We start from the raw sequence: 13,648 nt of genomic DNA on the forward strand, positions 1-13,648 counted from the left end.
TCACCCCCGGTCCGGCCGGGTGTGCAACCGGCAAGGCTAAAATCGCATCTATCACCTCCGGACATCGATGGTGCGGCCCGCGTGCGTGTGTGTGCTCGGCTGCCACGGGAGCGGGAGCACGATGAACAGGCCGTTGCGCCATATAGCCATCTTCTGCGGGCTGCTGATGCTGGCCCTGCTGATACGGACGAACTGGCTGCAGTTCGCCAAGAGTGAGGAGCTCGCCACCCACGAGCACAACCGCCGGGTGAAGATCACGCAGTTCGCGACCCCGCGCGGCGACATCATCGTGGGCGGCAAGGCGATCACCGGGTCGAAGGAGGTCGAGGGGACCGACTTCAAGTACCAGCGGACCTTCAAGCAGGGCAAGATGTACGCCCCGGTCACCGGCTACGCCTCGCAGGCGCAGGGCATGTCGCTGCTGGAGAAGACCTACGACAGCATCCTCAGCGGCGAGGACGAGCGCTTCGCCTTCCGGCACGCCAAGGACATCCTCACCGGGGAGCCCCGGCGCGGCGGCGACGTGATCACCACGATCGACCCGAAGGCCCAGGAGGCCGGCTACAAGGGGCTCTCCGAGCTGGACGCCCGGGGCGCGGTCGTCGCCCTGGAGCCGTCGACCGGCAAGGTGCTCGCCCTGGTCTCGACCCCCTCGTACGACCCGTCGGTCTTCGCCGGCAACTCCTTCAAGGAGGGCGACCGCTTCCAGGCGCTCGTCGACGCCAAGAGCAAGCCGCTGGCCAACCGCCCGCTGCGCGAGACCTTCCCGCCCGGTTCCACCTTCAAGATCCTCACGGCCGCCGCCGCCCTGGAGCACGGCGTCATCTCGGACGTGGACGCGCCGACCGACGCGAAGTCCCCGTACAAGCTGCCGATGTCCAGCACCACGATCAGCAGCGAGGCCGGCGACGCGGTGTGCGACAAGGCGTCGATGAAGACGGCCATGCAGTACTCCTGCAACAACGTCTTCCTGGACGCGGCGCTCAAGGTCGGCGACGAGAAGATGCGGGAGACGGCCGAGAAGTTCGGCTTCAACGAGGACGTCTACTCCGACGCCTTCGGTGACATGCTCGCCACGAAGAGCATCTACCCGGAGAAGCTGGACGAGCCCGGCACCGCCCTGACGGGTATGGGCCAGGGCAGCCTCACCAGCACCCCGATGCAGATGGCGATGGTCACGGCGGCGCTCGCCAACGGCGGCAAGCTGATGCAGCCGCACATCGTGGAGAAGCTCCAGGGCCCGGACCTCTCCACCCTGGAGGAGTTCGAGCCCCAGGAGATGAGCCAGGCGGTCTCCGAGGAGACCGCCAAGAAGGTCCAGGAGATGATGGAGTTCACCGCCAGGGAGGGCAGCGCGAAGCCCGCCCTGATCGACGGTGTGACGGTGGGCGGCAAGACCGGTACGGCGCAGCGCGGCAACGACGTGAGCAAGGAGGTCCCGTACGGCTGGTTCGTGTCGTACGGCAAGAACAGCGACGGCCGCGCGGTCGCGGTCGCGGTCTTCATCGACCCGACCGCGATGGACATCTCCCGCTCGGACATCTCCGGCGGCCGGCTCGGCGGCCCGATCGCCAAGAGGGTGATGCAGGCGGTGCTGGGCAAGTAGGCCGTGACACAGGAGGGCGCCGGCTCGGATTTGAGCCGGCGCCCTCGCGCGTGGGGGCGGTCTCAGCCGACGCGGCCCACATGGATGACGATGACGGTGATCTCCGTCTCCTTGATCTCGTACAGCACCCGGTAGCGCCCGACGTGCACGCGCCGCAGCGTGGGGGCGCCGTACGGGGCCGACCCCTCCGGTGAAGGGGCATGGGCCAGCAGATCGACGGCGTCCATCACCTGGCGCAGACCGTCGGGGTCGTCCTTGAGGAATCGCGCGGCCTGGTCGATGGCATGCTCGTCCCAGGTGATCAGGTACGTCAACGCTGCTCCAGGCCCAGTCGCGCGCGTACTTCCTCATGGGGAACGGTGGTCAGCGTGCCGGACGCCTGGCGCTCCCGGTACCGGGCGAGCGCGAGCGCGTCCTCGAGCTCGGCCAGTTCCTGCGGATTGATGAGTATGGCGGCGGGCTGACCGTGGTCGGTGATGGTGATGCGTTCCCGCGCGTGCGAGGCCCTCCGGACGAGGGATCCGAACCGGGCGCGGGCTTCGGTGAGGGGCAGCGTGTCACTCATGTGCAGAAGTGTACACTTCGCGCTGCTCCGGGTGGTCCGTGCCGCCCGCCGCCCGCAGCACCGCGGCGGCCACCACCCCCGCCACCAGGCCGGAGGTCAGGGCGGCCGGGACGCCGCTGCCCAGGAGGCCCGAGAAGCGGTCCAGGCCCCAGCGCGTGCCCGAGTCCACGCAGACGATCACGACGTGCAGCAGCTGGCTCGCCAGCAGGCCGATGACCGTCGCGCACACCGCCGCGGCGGCCGTCGCCGGGACGGTCACCCGGGTCAGCAGTCCGGGCAGCCACCGCAGCGCGCACCACACCACGGTGAGCAGCAGGACGTCGGCCGTCCGGTACAGCAGCCAGCGGCCCGCCGATCCGCCCGACGGGAAGTCCCAGCCGCCGAGCAGCAGCCACGTGCGCAGCAGTTCACCCGGTTCCGAGAACCGGCCGCCGAAGACCTCCACCCGCTGGACGGCCGCGGCCACCGGCTGGTACGAGAGCACCACCAGCGACAGGGCGACGACCGCGGTCCCGGCGGTGGCCGCCAGGAGTGCGGCACGCTTCGGCACGGCCCGCCGGGGCGGCTCGCCGGCGTCCTCGACGGAGACCCGGGCCACCAGCGCGGTGACCACCGCCGCGAGCAGTGCGGCCGGCACCGTGATCTGGTGCCCGGAGGAGACCGCGCTCGCCAGCTGCGGCAGGAAGCGGTAGCTGCCGCGCCCGTGCGAAGCGATCAGCCACGGCGCGGAGACCGCCGTCGCCAGCATCCCCGCCACCATGCCCCAGGCCCACACCGCGAGCAGCAGGGCGGGCATCCGGCCGTTCACCGGCGGCAGACGGCGGGCCAGGAGCAGCGCTCCGGGGACGAAGAGGAGGAGGACGCCGGCGAACCGTATCTGCATACCGGTCGCGTGGAGCGACAGGTAGTGCGCACCGTCCTCGGCGCCCGCGGGCTCCCCGATGTCACCCAGCACCCCGGCGCCGAACCGGACCGAGTCCGGCGGGTCGTACGACCAGGGGGTCAGCCACTGCTGGAGATCGGCGGTCATCCGTCCGCCGAGCGCGTCGGTGGTGCCCTGGAGGTGCAGCGCGTCCGCGCTCGCCCCCGCCCACCACAGCAGTGCCGTCAGCAGCAGGCCCCCGGCCAGTGCCGGTATCGCCGCGCGCCCGTATGTCATGAACCGCCCCCCCCGTGTCGGTGTGCCCGCGGGTCCGCCCGCTCGGCGGGGCACGCTGGGAGGCTACGGGGCGGTGATCACACGGGGGTCACGGCCGGGCAATGGCCTGTCCACGACGCGGGCCCGGCCGCGCCGCCCGGTCCTCTTCACCGGGCGGCCCCGACCAGCGCCGGGAGGTCGGTCAGCGCGTTCACGCACCAGTCCGCCGCCGCCGTCACATCCGGGTGGTCCGCCCACCAGTGCCCGTACGCGCCACGGCGGATGTGGGCGGTCCGCAGCCCGGACGACCTGGCCGGGAACAGGTCGTCGGCCGGGTGGTCGCCGACGTACAGCGTGTCCTCGGCTGCCGCGCCGGAGACCTCCAGCACACGTGCGTAGAACGCCGGTTCCGGCTTGCTGACACCCCACTCCCCGGAGGTGGCCACCAGGTCCACGGGAAGGTCCAGGGCGCGCAGCAGCTCACCGGCCCGCGCGGTCCGGTCGCCGGCGACGACCACCCGCAGACCCAGTGACCGGAGTTCGGCCAGGGCCGGACGCACGTCGGGGTAGAGGTCGGTCTCGTCCAGGTGTTCGCCCCGCCCGGCGGCCACCCGGGCCCGGTACGCCTCGGCGACGTCCATGCCGGGGCGCAGGACGAGCAACGCGTCCGTGGCCGCGCGCCCTTGCGCGACGGCGGCACCGACGAGCGCGCTGACCGTGTGCGGCGGGACGCCCAGCCAGTCGGCCCAGGAAGCCCAGCGGCGGTCGTCGCGGACCAGGGTCTCGCCGATGTCGAAGACGATCGTTTCCATCATCGTCCCGACCATAGGCGGCGATCGGCGCACGACGGGCGAGGCGCCAGGGGACGCGGCGGAGGCCGCACCGGACAGAGGCACTGGTCCGGGCGTCCGTCACCGCTCGTATGCTCGGATCATGACCGATCCTCAGCGCGGACGCCCCACGACCAACGCGATGCGGCGGGCCCTCCGGCGGGCCCGCGACGGAGTCGCCCTCGATGTGACCGAGGCCGCCGTACTCCTTCAGGCGCGGGGGGAGGATCTCAAGGACCTCGCGGCGTCCGCGGCCCGGGTGCGCGACGCCGGCCTGGAGTCCGCCGGCCGCCCCGGGGTGATCACGTACTCCCGCAAGGTCTTCATCCCGCTCACCCGGCTCTGCCGGGACACCTGCCACTACTGCACCTTCGTCACCGTGCCGGGGAAGCTCCGGCGCGAGGGGCACGGGATGTTCCTCTCCCCGGACGAGGTCCTCGACATCGCCCGCAAGGGCGCGGCCATGGGCTGCAAGGAAGCGCTGTTCACCCTCGGCGACCGCCCGGAGGACCGCTGGCCCGAGGCGCGCGAGTGGCTGGAGGCGGAGGGGTACGACGACACCCTGGCGTACGTCCGGGCCATGGCGATCCGGGTCCTGGAGGAGACCGGACTGCTCCCGCACCTCAACCCCGGGGTGCTGACCTGGACCGACCTCCAGCGGCTGAAGCCGGTCGCCCCGTCCATGGGGATGATGCTGGAGACGACCGCGACCCGCCTCTGGTCCGAGAAGGGCGGCCCGCACCACGGCTCCCCGGACAAGGAACCGGCCGTCCGGCTGCGGGTGCTGGAGGACGCCGGGCGTTCCAACGTGCCGTTCACCACCGGCATCCTGATCGGGATCGGCGAGTCCTACGAGGAGCGCGCCGACTCCCTCTTCGAGCTGCGCCGTACCGCCCGCGCCTACCACGGCATCCAGGAGGTCATCGTCCAGAACTTCCGCGCCAAGCCGGACACGGCGATGCGCGGGATGCCGGACGCGGAGCTGGAGGAGCTGGCGGCGGCCGTCGCGGTGGCCCGGCACATCCTGGGCCCCTCGGCGCGTATCCAGGCCCCGCCGAACCTCGTGGACGCCGAGTACGCCCTGCTGATCGGCGCCGGGATCGACGACTGGGGCGGCGTCTCCCCGCTCACCCCGGACCACGTCAACCCCGAGCGCCCCTGGCCGCACATCGAGGAGCTCGCCGCACGCACCGCCGAGTCGGGCTTCGAGCTGCGCGAACGCCTCACGGTCTACCCCGAGTTCATCCGGCGGGGCGAGCCCTGGATCGACCCGCGCGTCCTCCCGCACGTGCGGGCCCTCGCCGACCCGGAGACCGGTCTCGCGAAGGAGGGCGCGATCCCGGCGGGCCTGCCCTGGCAGGAGCCCGACGAGGAGTTCGGCTCGTCCGGCCGCACCGACCTGCACCGCACCATCGACACCGAGGGACGCACCGGCGACCGCCGCGAGGACTTCGACGAGGTGTACGGCGACTGGGAGGCCCTGCGCGAGGCGGCCGCTCCCGGCATGGTCCCGTCCCGTATCGACACCGACGTACGCCAGGCGCTCGCCCGGGCCGCCGACGACCCGGCGAAGCTCACCGACGACCAGGCCCTCGCCCTGCTGCACGCCGACGGCCCGGCGCTGGACGAACTGTGCCGGATCGCGGACGCCCTGCGCCGCGACGTGGTCGGTGACGACGTCACCTACGTCGTCACCAGGAACATCAACTTCACCAACGTCTGCTACACCGGCTGCCGTTTCTGCGCCTTCGCCCAGCGGCGCACCGACGCCGACGCCTACACCCTCTCCCTGGACCAGGTCGCCGACCGGGCCGCCCAGGCCTGGGACGTCGGCGCGGTCGAGGTCTGCATGCAGGGCGGCATCCACCCGGACCTGCCGGGGACGGCGTACTTCGACATCGCGCGGGCCGTGAAGGCACGCGTCCCGGACATGCACGTCCACGCCTTCTCCCCGATGGAGGTCGTCAACGGGGCGACCCGCACCGGCATGTCCGTCCGCGACTGGCTGACCGCCGCCAAGGAGGCCGGGCTCGACTCGATCCCCGGCACCGCCGCCGAGATCCTGGACGACGAGGTCCGCTGGGTCCTCACCAAGGGAAAGCTGCCCACGGCGACCTGGCTGGAGGTCGTCCGGACGGCGCACGAGGTGGGCCTGCGCTCCTCCTCCACCATGATGTACGGCCATGTCGACCAGCCCCGCCACTGGCTGGGCCACCTGCGGACGCTGGCCCGGCTCCAGCAGGAGACCGGCGGCTTCACGGAGTTCGTGACGCTGCCCTTCATCCACACCAACGCCCCGGTCTACCTGGCCGGTATCGCCCGCCCCGGACCCACCGACCGGGACAACCGGGCCGTCACGGCGATGGCCCGGCTGCTCCTCCACCCGCACATCACCAACATCCAGACCAGCTGGGTCAAGCTGGGCACCGAAGGAGCGGCCGAGATGCTCCGCTCCGGCGCCAACGACCTGGGCGGCACGCTGATGGAGGAGACCATCTCCCGGATGGCGGGCTCCGGTTACGGCTCCTACCGGTCCGTCCAGGACCTGACCGCCATCGCCGACCTGGCCGGCCGTCCGGCGAAACCGCGTACGACGCTCTACGGCGAGGTCCCCGAGGAGCGGATCGCGGCCGCGGCGGCCTCCGACGGGCATCTGCCGGAGCTGCTGCCGGTGTTGGAGGGGTGAGAGCCGGACACGTCGCCTCCGGCGTGGGCGACGCCCCGGCGGCCGGCTGCGAGGAGGCCGTGCTGTCCGTCCGGGGGGAGGCGGCGCCCGGCGGGGCCGGGTCCGTACGCGCCGGCGGGGCGGCGGGGAAGCGGGCCGTGCGGTCCGCGCCCGTACGGACGGCGAAGCCGCCGCGGGGCGTACCGCGGGCCTCGGAGTGCGGGGAGCGCCGGACGCGGCGGGGGAGGGGCTCCACCGCGCGTCGCGGTCCGCTCGCGGGAGGAGGCTCCTGGCGGCACGGTGCGGTCCGACCGTGGCACCGGCCGCCAGGAGGCGTGTCGTTTCACGGAGCGTCTGTCCGGCGCCTGTCGGTGGGGCCCGGGTGAGGGGGCGCCGTCAGGAGTGCGCCGCACACGAAAGCGGGGTGGAGGAGGTTTTGGTCGCCGTGACGTAGGAGGTCACCGACCCCTGCGGATTGCCGGCGAGGTCGTAGACCAGCGAGGTGCCGGAGCTGCTGAAGGCCGATCCCTGCTGGACGGCGTCCTGGTCGATGTGGATCCAGCCGAGCAGGGTGCCGTTCCCGTCGGTCAGCGCCTCCTTGATCTTGTAGTTGAAGTGGAGGAACCCGCTCTGCTGCCAGGCGCCGTAGCTGGTCGTGACCTCGTTCTCCATGGTGGTTATCAGGCACGCGCGTCCGGACGGGCCGAAGGCGAGCTGTATCTGGTCGCTGGCCCCGGGGCGCGTGACCGTGCCCGTCCAGGTCCCGACGGGGGAGAAGGAGCACGGGGTGGCTGCCACGGCGGTGGCCGAGGACGTCACGGTCAGCACGGCTGCTGTCACGATGAGGCGAAGTGTCATTCTCATAGCGGCAAGAATGGCTTGTTAACCTCTAGCGCCGCTGGAGTCGGCCGTACTCATCCAGGAGGGCACCACCGGCGCCCCGCAGCTCCATGTCGGCTCCGGGACACCTCTAGCAGGCGGCCGGAGCATACCCCCATGACATGGTGCGAAGCAGGGCTGCGACGTTACCTGACGCAGCAACTCATCTGGAAGACAAGCGAGTTCGACGACAGCCTCGAACTCGCCTCCATCGAGGTGCCGCTCGACTACGCCCAGCCCGACGGTGAGCGGATCGAACTCGCGCTCAGCCGGGTCCGGGTGGCGGACGAGGGCAGGCGGCGCGGTGTGCTGCTGTCCCTGAACGGGGGCCCGGGAGGCGACGGCGGGCTCGGCAGGCTGCTGCCGGCACGGCTGGCGCACACCCCGCCCCACGAGGTCTACGACCTGATCGGGTTCGACCCCCGCGGCACCGGCGCCTCCACCCGGATCGAGGGCGAGGCGAGCGTGACGAGCACACCGTTCGACTCGCGCCCCCCGGACTCCGCGTTCGCCGCCATCACCGCGGACATGCGGGAGAGGGACCAGGGGTGCGTGCGGGCCGGGGGCACTCTGCGCCGCCACATCACCACGGCCAACAGCGCCCGCGACATGAACGTGATCAGGATCCTGCTCGGCGAGGAGAAGATCAGTTTCGTGGGCTGGGCCTACGGAACCCTGCTCGGTGCGGTCTACGGGGCGATGTTCGGCGCGCACCTGGACCGCAACGTCCTGGACTCCTCGGTCCACCCCGACTGGGACTGGCGGCGGCAGTTCGCTTCCCAGGCGCTCGCGGTCCGCGAGAACGTGGACCGGTGGGCGGAGTGGGCCGGGCAGCGCGACCGGGTCTTCGGCCTGGGCGGCGACGCCCTCGGGGTGCTGGACACGGTGGAGCGGGTCGCGGCGGCGCTGGTCCCGCAGGACGGGAACACGTCGGCGCGCACCGCGCTGGACGGGATTCTCGGCACACTGAGCGCGCCTCGTGGACGGTGGCAGGAACTCGCCGTGCTGATCGGGGAGCTGAGGGACGCGCTGGACGCCGGGGACCAGGAGCGGATCGGCGGGCTGCTCGCACAGCGGACCCGGTGGCGTCCGGGCACCGCGGCGGGCGGGCTGCGCGAGGCCGTCCTGGAGGCCGTGACGTGCGAGACCCCGTGGCCGGACGACCTGGAGGTCTACTACCGCGACATGCGTGTCCACCGGGACCGCTTCCCGTACGGCTTCGGCGTGATGCGCGCCCAGCCCTGGGTGGCCGCCTTCGGCACGTGCGCCCCCGTCGAGCCCCGGCCCGCGATCACCCGGGGCGACTGCCCGCCCGGCCTCGTCGTGCAGGCCGACGGTGATCCCCTGGACCACTTCCCCGGGGCGGTGGCCATGGCCGAACGCCTGGGGCACTCGCTGATCGTGGTGACCGACTCGGGCGCCCACGAGATCTACCGCCTGGGCGGCCACCCGGAGGTGGACGCCCTGGTCGACGCGTACCTGGTCGACGGGGAACTGCCGCCCGCGCGGGTGGACCTCCCGGGTGAGCCCCGGCCGGACGTCCCCGCCGGGCCGGCCGTCTGAACCAGCCGGCCGGAGGGCCCGGCGGGGGCCGCCGGGCCCCCGCCCCGCCAGGTGCTCCGCCCCGCCATGACGCCCGGGGCGGGGTGCCGTTCCTCCCGGCTGTTCCCCCCGGCCGCCCCTCCCGGCTGTTCCCCCGGCCGCCCCTGCCCGTCGTCCCGGTCTGACGGCGCGGCCGGGACGGCGGGCCGGAGCCCACGGGCCGGGTTTCCGCGCCGTGGCCCCGGACCGGCCCGGTGCCGGCCTCCCGCCGGTCCCGCAGCCGGTCAGGGCCCGGTGATGCGCAGTTCGCGCGAGGCGGTTTCGTCCGAGGCGAAGGCCAGCAGCCGTTCCCCTTCCGCCTCCAGCTCCTCGCGCCGGCGCTTGTCCACCGGGGCGAAGAGCCGTACGTCCACCACGGTCGAGGCGCGCTCCCGCTCGATCCGCCAGGCCCCGGCGACGAACCCGTCGACCAGGATCGTCCCCGGGATCACGGCGTTCTTCGTCGCGATGGCCTTGCGGTACGCGTCGCTGATGATCCGGGTGCGGTCCGCGTGGGAGAGGATCGCGTTGTCGTACGGCGCCAGATAGCGGACCGGCGCGGGCACGTCGGCGCCCGGTCGCGGCGCGTCCGGCAGGTCCAGCAGCTCCCTGCCCTCCTCGTCGCGCAGGGAGACGAGCCGTGGGCGCAGCCGGTCGGCCACCGCGCGCAGCCGGGTGAGCCCCGACCACGCCTGGATGTCCTTGACGGTGGCGGGCCCGAAGGCCGCCAGATAGCGCAGGACCAGGTCGTCGACGTCCGGTTCCGTCTCCAGCGGGGCGCCCAGCCAGTCCTCCGCCAGGGCGTAGGTCGGCTGCCCGCTCTGCCCCCAGACCCCGCGGGGCGGGATCTGCACCACCGGCAGCAGACTGCGCACGACGTTGCTGAGGGCGGTGGCGGGGTGGGCGGGCCACGCGGCGCGCAGGGCGGCGGTCAGGTCACCGACGGTGTGCGGCTCCTTCGCCAGCAGCGCCCGGCCCGCCGCCGCGACCTCGGACACGTCCAGTCCGCTCAGGTCCTTGGCGAAGGTGGTGGACAGGCTCCGCTCCAGGAACGGCTGGAGCCACGGCCGCAGCCGTCGGCAGTCGGCCGCGGTGACCAGGTGGACGGTGCCGCGCATCAGCGCGATGCGTACGGCCTGCCGGCTGGTGAGGAGACCGGCCAGCTCCGCGGGGTGGAAGCCCTCCAGCCGGCACCACAGGCCGTAGTACGGCGGGAAAGGGGCCTGGGCCTGGAGGCCCACCAGGTGTTCGAGCGCGGCCTGCGCCGTCATCGTCCGCCTGTCCAGCAGTAACTGGCGTGCGAGGAAGGCGCGGTTGAGGGCCCGCCGGTCGAGTACGCCGGCGGGCCGGGACGGAGTGGTGGCCATCTGACCTCTCAGTTCAAAAGGGCGAAGAACGCCCGGAGTTCGTCGATGAGGACGGCCGGCCTCTCCCAGGCGGAGAAGTGGCCGCCGCTGTCGTGATCCTTCCAGTACCGCAGGTCCGTGAAGCGCTGTTCGGCCCACGCGCGGGGCAGCCAGGCGTCCTTGGGGAACACGGAGCATCCGACGGGCACGTTCGTGGGGTTCATCGGCTCCTTGCCGAAGCTCTCCCAGAACAGCCGCGCCGAGGAGGTGCCGGTGCCCGTCAGCCAGTAGAGGGTGGCGGTGTCGAGCAGGGTGTTCGGGGGGAGCGCCGTGTTCGGGTCGCCGTCGTGGTCGACCCAGGCCCAGAGCCGGTCCAGGATCCAGGAGAGCTGACCGGCCGGTGAGTCCGCGAGACCGTATCCGAGTGCCTGCGGGCGCGTGGACTGGATGACCGCGTAGCCCGAACGGTTCTGGCCGAAACTCGTCATACGGGCCATGGCCCGCTGGTCGCGTTCGTCCAGCTCCACCGGCTGCTCGGGCGCCTTGGCCAGCGGCATGGTCAGGTGGATGCCGAGGACGTGCTCCGGGTCCGCGGTACCGAGCTCGGCGCTCACCCACGACCCCCAGTCACCGCCGTGCGCGCCGTAGCGCTGGTAGCCGAGGCGGCTCATCAGCCGGGCCCACGCGCGGGCGGTCCTGGCGACGGTCCACCCCGAGGAGGCCGGCTTGCCGCTGAAACCGTGGCCCGGGAGGGACGGGCACACCACGTGGAAGGCGTGGGACGGGTCGGCGGGGTGGGTCAGTTCGGGGATCAGGTCCACGAACTCCAGGACCGAGCTGGGCCATCCATGGGTGAGCAGCAGGGGCGTGGCGTCGGGATGGGGGGACCTCGCGTGCAGGAAGTGCACGTCCAGTCCGTCGATCTCGGTACGGAACTGGGGGACGGCGTTGAGCCGTTTCTCGGCGATGCGCCAGTCGTGGTCCCGTTCCCACACGGCGCACAGCTCCTGCACGTACGACAGCGGGGGGCCCTGCTCCCACCCGTCGGCCGTTTCGGCGTCCGGCCAGCGTGTGGCGGCCAGGCGACGGCGCAGCTCACGCAACGCGTCTTCGGGCTGGCTCACCTGGAACGGTGTGATCTCTGCTCCCATGGGGGGATGCCTCCTCGGCGGTCCGTGACGTGAGGCCGAGGTTAGGGAAGGCCCCTACACCCCCGGTCGATCCGCCGTCGCGCCGGTGCCCGCCCCCGGGGCGCACGCGGAGGCGGGCGACGACACGGCGGCCGGGGTGCCCCGGCCCCGCGTCCCCGCCCGCGCCCCGCCCGTTTCCCCGCCCCCGTCCGGTTCCCTGCTCCCTCTCCGCGCCCCCGGAGCGGCCGGCGGCGGCTACCACCCGGCCTTGACGGTCTTCACGATGTGGGCCCGGTCCTCGTCGGTCACCCACCAGCCGACCGGCAGGGCGATCTGGCGCTCGGCGACACGGTCGAGTCCCGGCAGGAGGGCGCGGGACTCCCGGGTGGCGGTGTAGGCGTCGTTGCGGTGGTGGACCTCGCTCGTGGCGATCCCCGCCTCCCGCAGACGCTGTGCGAAGGCGTCGCGCCTGTCCACCTTGACGGAGTAGTACCAGAACGACGGCTCGCGGTCCGTGGCGCGTTCCGTCAGTTCCAGGCCGTCCACGCCGGCCAGTTCGGCGTCGTAGAACGCCGCGTTCTCCCGGTGCCGGGCGACGATGCCGTCGACGATCTCCAGGTTCGCCAGCCCGATGGCCGCGTTGATGTCGTTCATGTTGAACTTGAAGCCGTACTCCGGGATGTCGTTCTTGAACCGGGCCGCTCCGCCGTCACGGTCGATGCCGTACCAGCGCAGGGACCGCGCACGGTCCATCAGGCCGTCGTCGGGCAGCACGATCAGCCCGCCGTCCCCGGCCGTCAGGTGCTTGACCGCCTGGAAGCTGTAGACACCGATGGAGCCGTGACCGCCGAGCGGAACACCCTTGTACGTGGCGCCCCACGCGTCGGCGCAGTCCTCGACGACCCGCGGACGGACACCGTGCAGGCGCTCCGCCCGGTCCAGGACACCGCGCAGGCGGTCCAGGTCGACGGGGTAACCGCCCCAGTGCACCAGGACGATCGCCCGGGTCTCCGGGGTGATCTTCCGGGCCAGGTCGTCGAGGTCCATGTTCAGGGTGGAGGGATCGGTGTCCACCCAGCGGATCCGCATGCCGTTCGCCAGGATCGGCCAGTTGGTCGCCGTGCAGGTCAGCGCGGTCGCCAGGACCTCACCGTCCCGCCCCGACTCCGTCGCGACCAGGTGCAGGGCCAGGTGCAGCCCCGACGTGGCGCTGTTCACGGTCAGCACCCGGGGGTTGTCCAGCCGCTCGGCCAGGGCGCGCTCGAAGGCGTCGACCTTCGCGCCCTGCCCGATGTACCCGCTGTCCAGGACCTCGCCCACCAGCGACGACGCCTTCGGGGACATCGCCACCTTGAAGAGGGGAATCACGCGCCCCGCCCCCTCGGCGGCCCGGGAAGCCCGCGGTCCCCGCCGCGCCGGGGGCTCACTTGTACTCACCGTCCGTCTCGACGAAGCGCTTCCGTACCAGCCAGGTGCCGTTCGCGCGGACGAGTTCGTCCTCGCACAGGGTGTGGTGGCGGAAGTGCACCTCGCCGCTCAGGAGGGTGCGGTCGGGGGTCACGTACACCATGACGTAGCTCTGCGCGCGGACCGTGTCGTCGTCGATCCGCTCCACGGTCAGCTGCCCCGACCAGTGGCGCAGGACGAGTCCCTCGTGCCGGGCGCTCTGCCGCTCGATCGCCTTGACGAGGATCTCCCGGCCGACCAGCGGGTCGGGCATGTCCGCGGCCTGGAAGACCCCGTCCTCGGTGAAGGTGCGGGCCCACTGCTCGCCGTCACCGCGGTCGAGGATCTTGAGCTGGAGCGCGTAGAACTGCTGGATCTCCAGGTAGAGGTCGCTCGGGACGAGCGTGGTGCTGAGGTCGTGCGCGTTCATCGGTCTCTCCAGGTCTTCTCGGTGGGTACGCC

General features: G+C 72.4%; 12 protein-coding genes. 3 read left to right on the forward strand and 9 right to left on the reverse strand.

What is annotated here, in order from left to right:
• Positions 1 to 121 precede the first annotated feature (121 nt).
• Positions 122 to 1,606 carry a peptidoglycan D,D-transpeptidase FtsI family protein gene (locus tag CP967_RS19805; RefSeq protein WP_150489242.1) on the forward strand — a complete coding sequence of 495 codons (1,485 nt, stop codon included), beginning with the start codon at positions 122 to 124 and terminating at the stop codon, positions 1,604 to 1,606.
• 62 nt (positions 1,607 to 1,668) lie between these two features.
• Here CP967_RS19805 and CP967_RS19810 read toward each other — a convergent pair whose 3' ends face one another.
• From CP967_RS19810 to CP967_RS19825, 4 genes are all read right to left on the reverse strand, one after another.
• Complete coding sequence (locus tag CP967_RS19810; protein ID WP_150489243.1) at positions 1,669 to 1,920, reverse strand: type II toxin-antitoxin system RelE family toxin; 252 nt, start codon at positions 1,918 to 1,920, stop codon at positions 1,669 to 1,671.
• Entirely contained in the window at positions 1,917 to 2,171 is a 255-nt protein-coding gene (locus CP967_RS19815; protein WP_150489244.1) for a type II toxin-antitoxin system Phd/YefM family antitoxin, read from the reverse strand. The genes CP967_RS19810 and CP967_RS19815 overlap by 4 nt, the downstream gene beginning before the upstream one ends.
• On the reverse strand, positions 2,164 to 3,330 hold the full coding sequence (locus CP967_RS19820) for a hypothetical protein (RefSeq protein ID WP_150489245.1): 1,167 nt from the start codon (positions 3,328 to 3,330) through the stop codon (positions 2,164 to 2,166). The genes CP967_RS19815 and CP967_RS19820 overlap by 8 nt, the downstream gene beginning before the upstream one ends.
• 146 nt (positions 3,331 to 3,476) lie before the next feature.
• Entirely contained in the window at positions 3,477 to 4,121 is a 645-nt protein-coding gene (locus CP967_RS19825; protein WP_150491954.1) for an HAD family hydrolase, read from the reverse strand.
• A 121-nt stretch (positions 4,122 to 4,242) separates the two neighbouring features.
• On the opposite strand from CP967_RS19825, the gene CP967_RS19830 reads away from it, so the two are divergent.
• Positions 4,243 to 6,825 (forward strand): bifunctional FO biosynthesis protein CofGH, encoded by a 2,583-nt coding sequence (locus CP967_RS19830; protein WP_150489246.1) that lies wholly within the window; start codon positions 4,243 to 4,245, stop codon positions 6,823 to 6,825.
• A 375-nt stretch (positions 6,826 to 7,200) separates the two neighbouring features.
• Here the strand turns inward: CP967_RS19830 and CP967_RS19835 are convergent, their stop codons facing one another.
• Positions 7,201 to 7,668 (reverse strand): hypothetical protein, encoded by a 468-nt coding sequence (locus CP967_RS19835; RefSeq protein WP_150489247.1) that lies wholly within the window; start codon positions 7,666 to 7,668, stop codon positions 7,201 to 7,203.
• Between the two features lie 132 nt (positions 7,669 to 7,800).
• On the opposite strand from CP967_RS19835, the gene CP967_RS19840 reads away from it, so the two are divergent.
• Complete coding sequence (locus CP967_RS19840; RefSeq protein WP_150489248.1) at positions 7,801 to 9,246, forward strand: alpha/beta fold hydrolase; 1,446 nt, start codon at positions 7,801 to 7,803, stop codon at positions 9,244 to 9,246.
• Between the two features lie 263 nt (positions 9,247 to 9,509).
• On the opposite strand, the gene CP967_RS19845 is transcribed toward CP967_RS19840, so the two are convergent.
• The 4 genes from CP967_RS19845 to CP967_RS19860 all read right to left on the reverse strand — a co-directional run bounded on the left by CP967_RS19845 (position 9,510) and on the right by CP967_RS19860 (position 13,616).
• Entirely contained in the window at positions 9,510 to 10,631 is a 1,122-nt protein-coding gene (locus tag CP967_RS19845) for a winged helix DNA-binding domain-containing protein (protein ID WP_150489249.1), read from the reverse strand.
• Positions 10,632 to 10,639: 8 nt separating this feature from the next.
• Positions 10,640 to 11,761, reverse strand: a complete 1,122-nt coding sequence (locus tag CP967_RS19850) for an epoxide hydrolase family protein (protein WP_150489250.1) — start codon at positions 11,759 to 11,761, stop codon at positions 10,640 to 10,642.
• A 234-nt stretch (positions 11,762 to 11,995) separates the two neighbouring features.
• Positions 11,996 to 13,108 (reverse strand): DegT/DnrJ/EryC1/StrS family aminotransferase, encoded by a 1,113-nt coding sequence (locus tag CP967_RS19855; protein WP_150489251.1) that lies wholly within the window; start codon positions 13,106 to 13,108, stop codon positions 11,996 to 11,998.
• Positions 13,109 to 13,163: 55 nt separating this feature from the next.
• Positions 13,164 to 13,616 carry a nuclear transport factor 2 family protein gene (locus CP967_RS19860; RefSeq protein ID WP_150489252.1) on the reverse strand — a complete coding sequence of 151 codons (453 nt, stop codon included), beginning with the start codon at positions 13,614 to 13,616 and terminating at the stop codon, positions 13,164 to 13,166.
• Between the last annotated feature and the right edge of the window lie 32 nt (positions 13,617 to 13,648).

Origin of the sequence: Streptomyces nitrosporeus (genome assembly GCF_008704555.1) — a bacterium.
GTDB classification, from domain to species: domain Bacteria; phylum Actinomycetota; class Actinomycetes; order Streptomycetales; family Streptomycetaceae; genus Streptomyces; species Streptomyces nitrosporeus.

Excerpts from the sequence above, each read along its gene's own strand:
- CP967_RS19805 (WP_150489242.1), top strand. The coding sequence starts at position 122 with ATGAACAGGCCGTTGCGCCATATAGCCATCTTCTGCGGGCTGCTGATG.
- CP967_RS19815 (WP_150489244.1), bottom strand. The coding sequence starts at position 2,171 with ATGAGTGACACGCTGCCCCTCACCGAAGCCCGCGCCCGGTTCGGATCC.
- CP967_RS19820 (WP_150489245.1), bottom strand. The coding sequence starts at position 3,330 with ATGACATACGGGCGCGCGGCGATACCGGCACTGGCCGGGGGCCTGCTG.
- CP967_RS19825 (WP_150491954.1), bottom strand. The coding sequence starts at position 4,121 with ATGGAAACGATCGTCTTCGACATCGGCGAGACCCTGGTCCGCGACGAC.
- CP967_RS19830 (WP_150489246.1), top strand. The coding sequence starts at position 4,243 with ATGACCGATCCTCAGCGCGGACGCCCCACGACCAACGCGATGCGGCGG.
- CP967_RS19835 (WP_150489247.1), bottom strand. The coding sequence starts at position 7,668 with ATGAGAATGACACTTCGCCTCATCGTGACAGCAGCCGTGCTGACCGTG.
- CP967_RS19840 (WP_150489248.1), top strand. The coding sequence starts at position 7,801 with ATGACATGGTGCGAAGCAGGGCTGCGACGTTACCTGACGCAGCAACTC.
- CP967_RS19845 (WP_150489249.1), bottom strand. The coding sequence starts at position 10,631 with ATGGCCACCACTCCGTCCCGGCCCGCCGGCGTACTCGACCGGCGGGCC.
- CP967_RS19850 (WP_150489250.1), bottom strand. The coding sequence starts at position 11,761 with ATGGGAGCAGAGATCACACCGTTCCAGGTGAGCCAGCCCGAAGACGCG.
- CP967_RS19860 (WP_150489252.1), bottom strand. The coding sequence starts at position 13,616 with ATGAACGCGCACGACCTCAGCACCACGCTCGTCCCGAGCGACCTCTAC.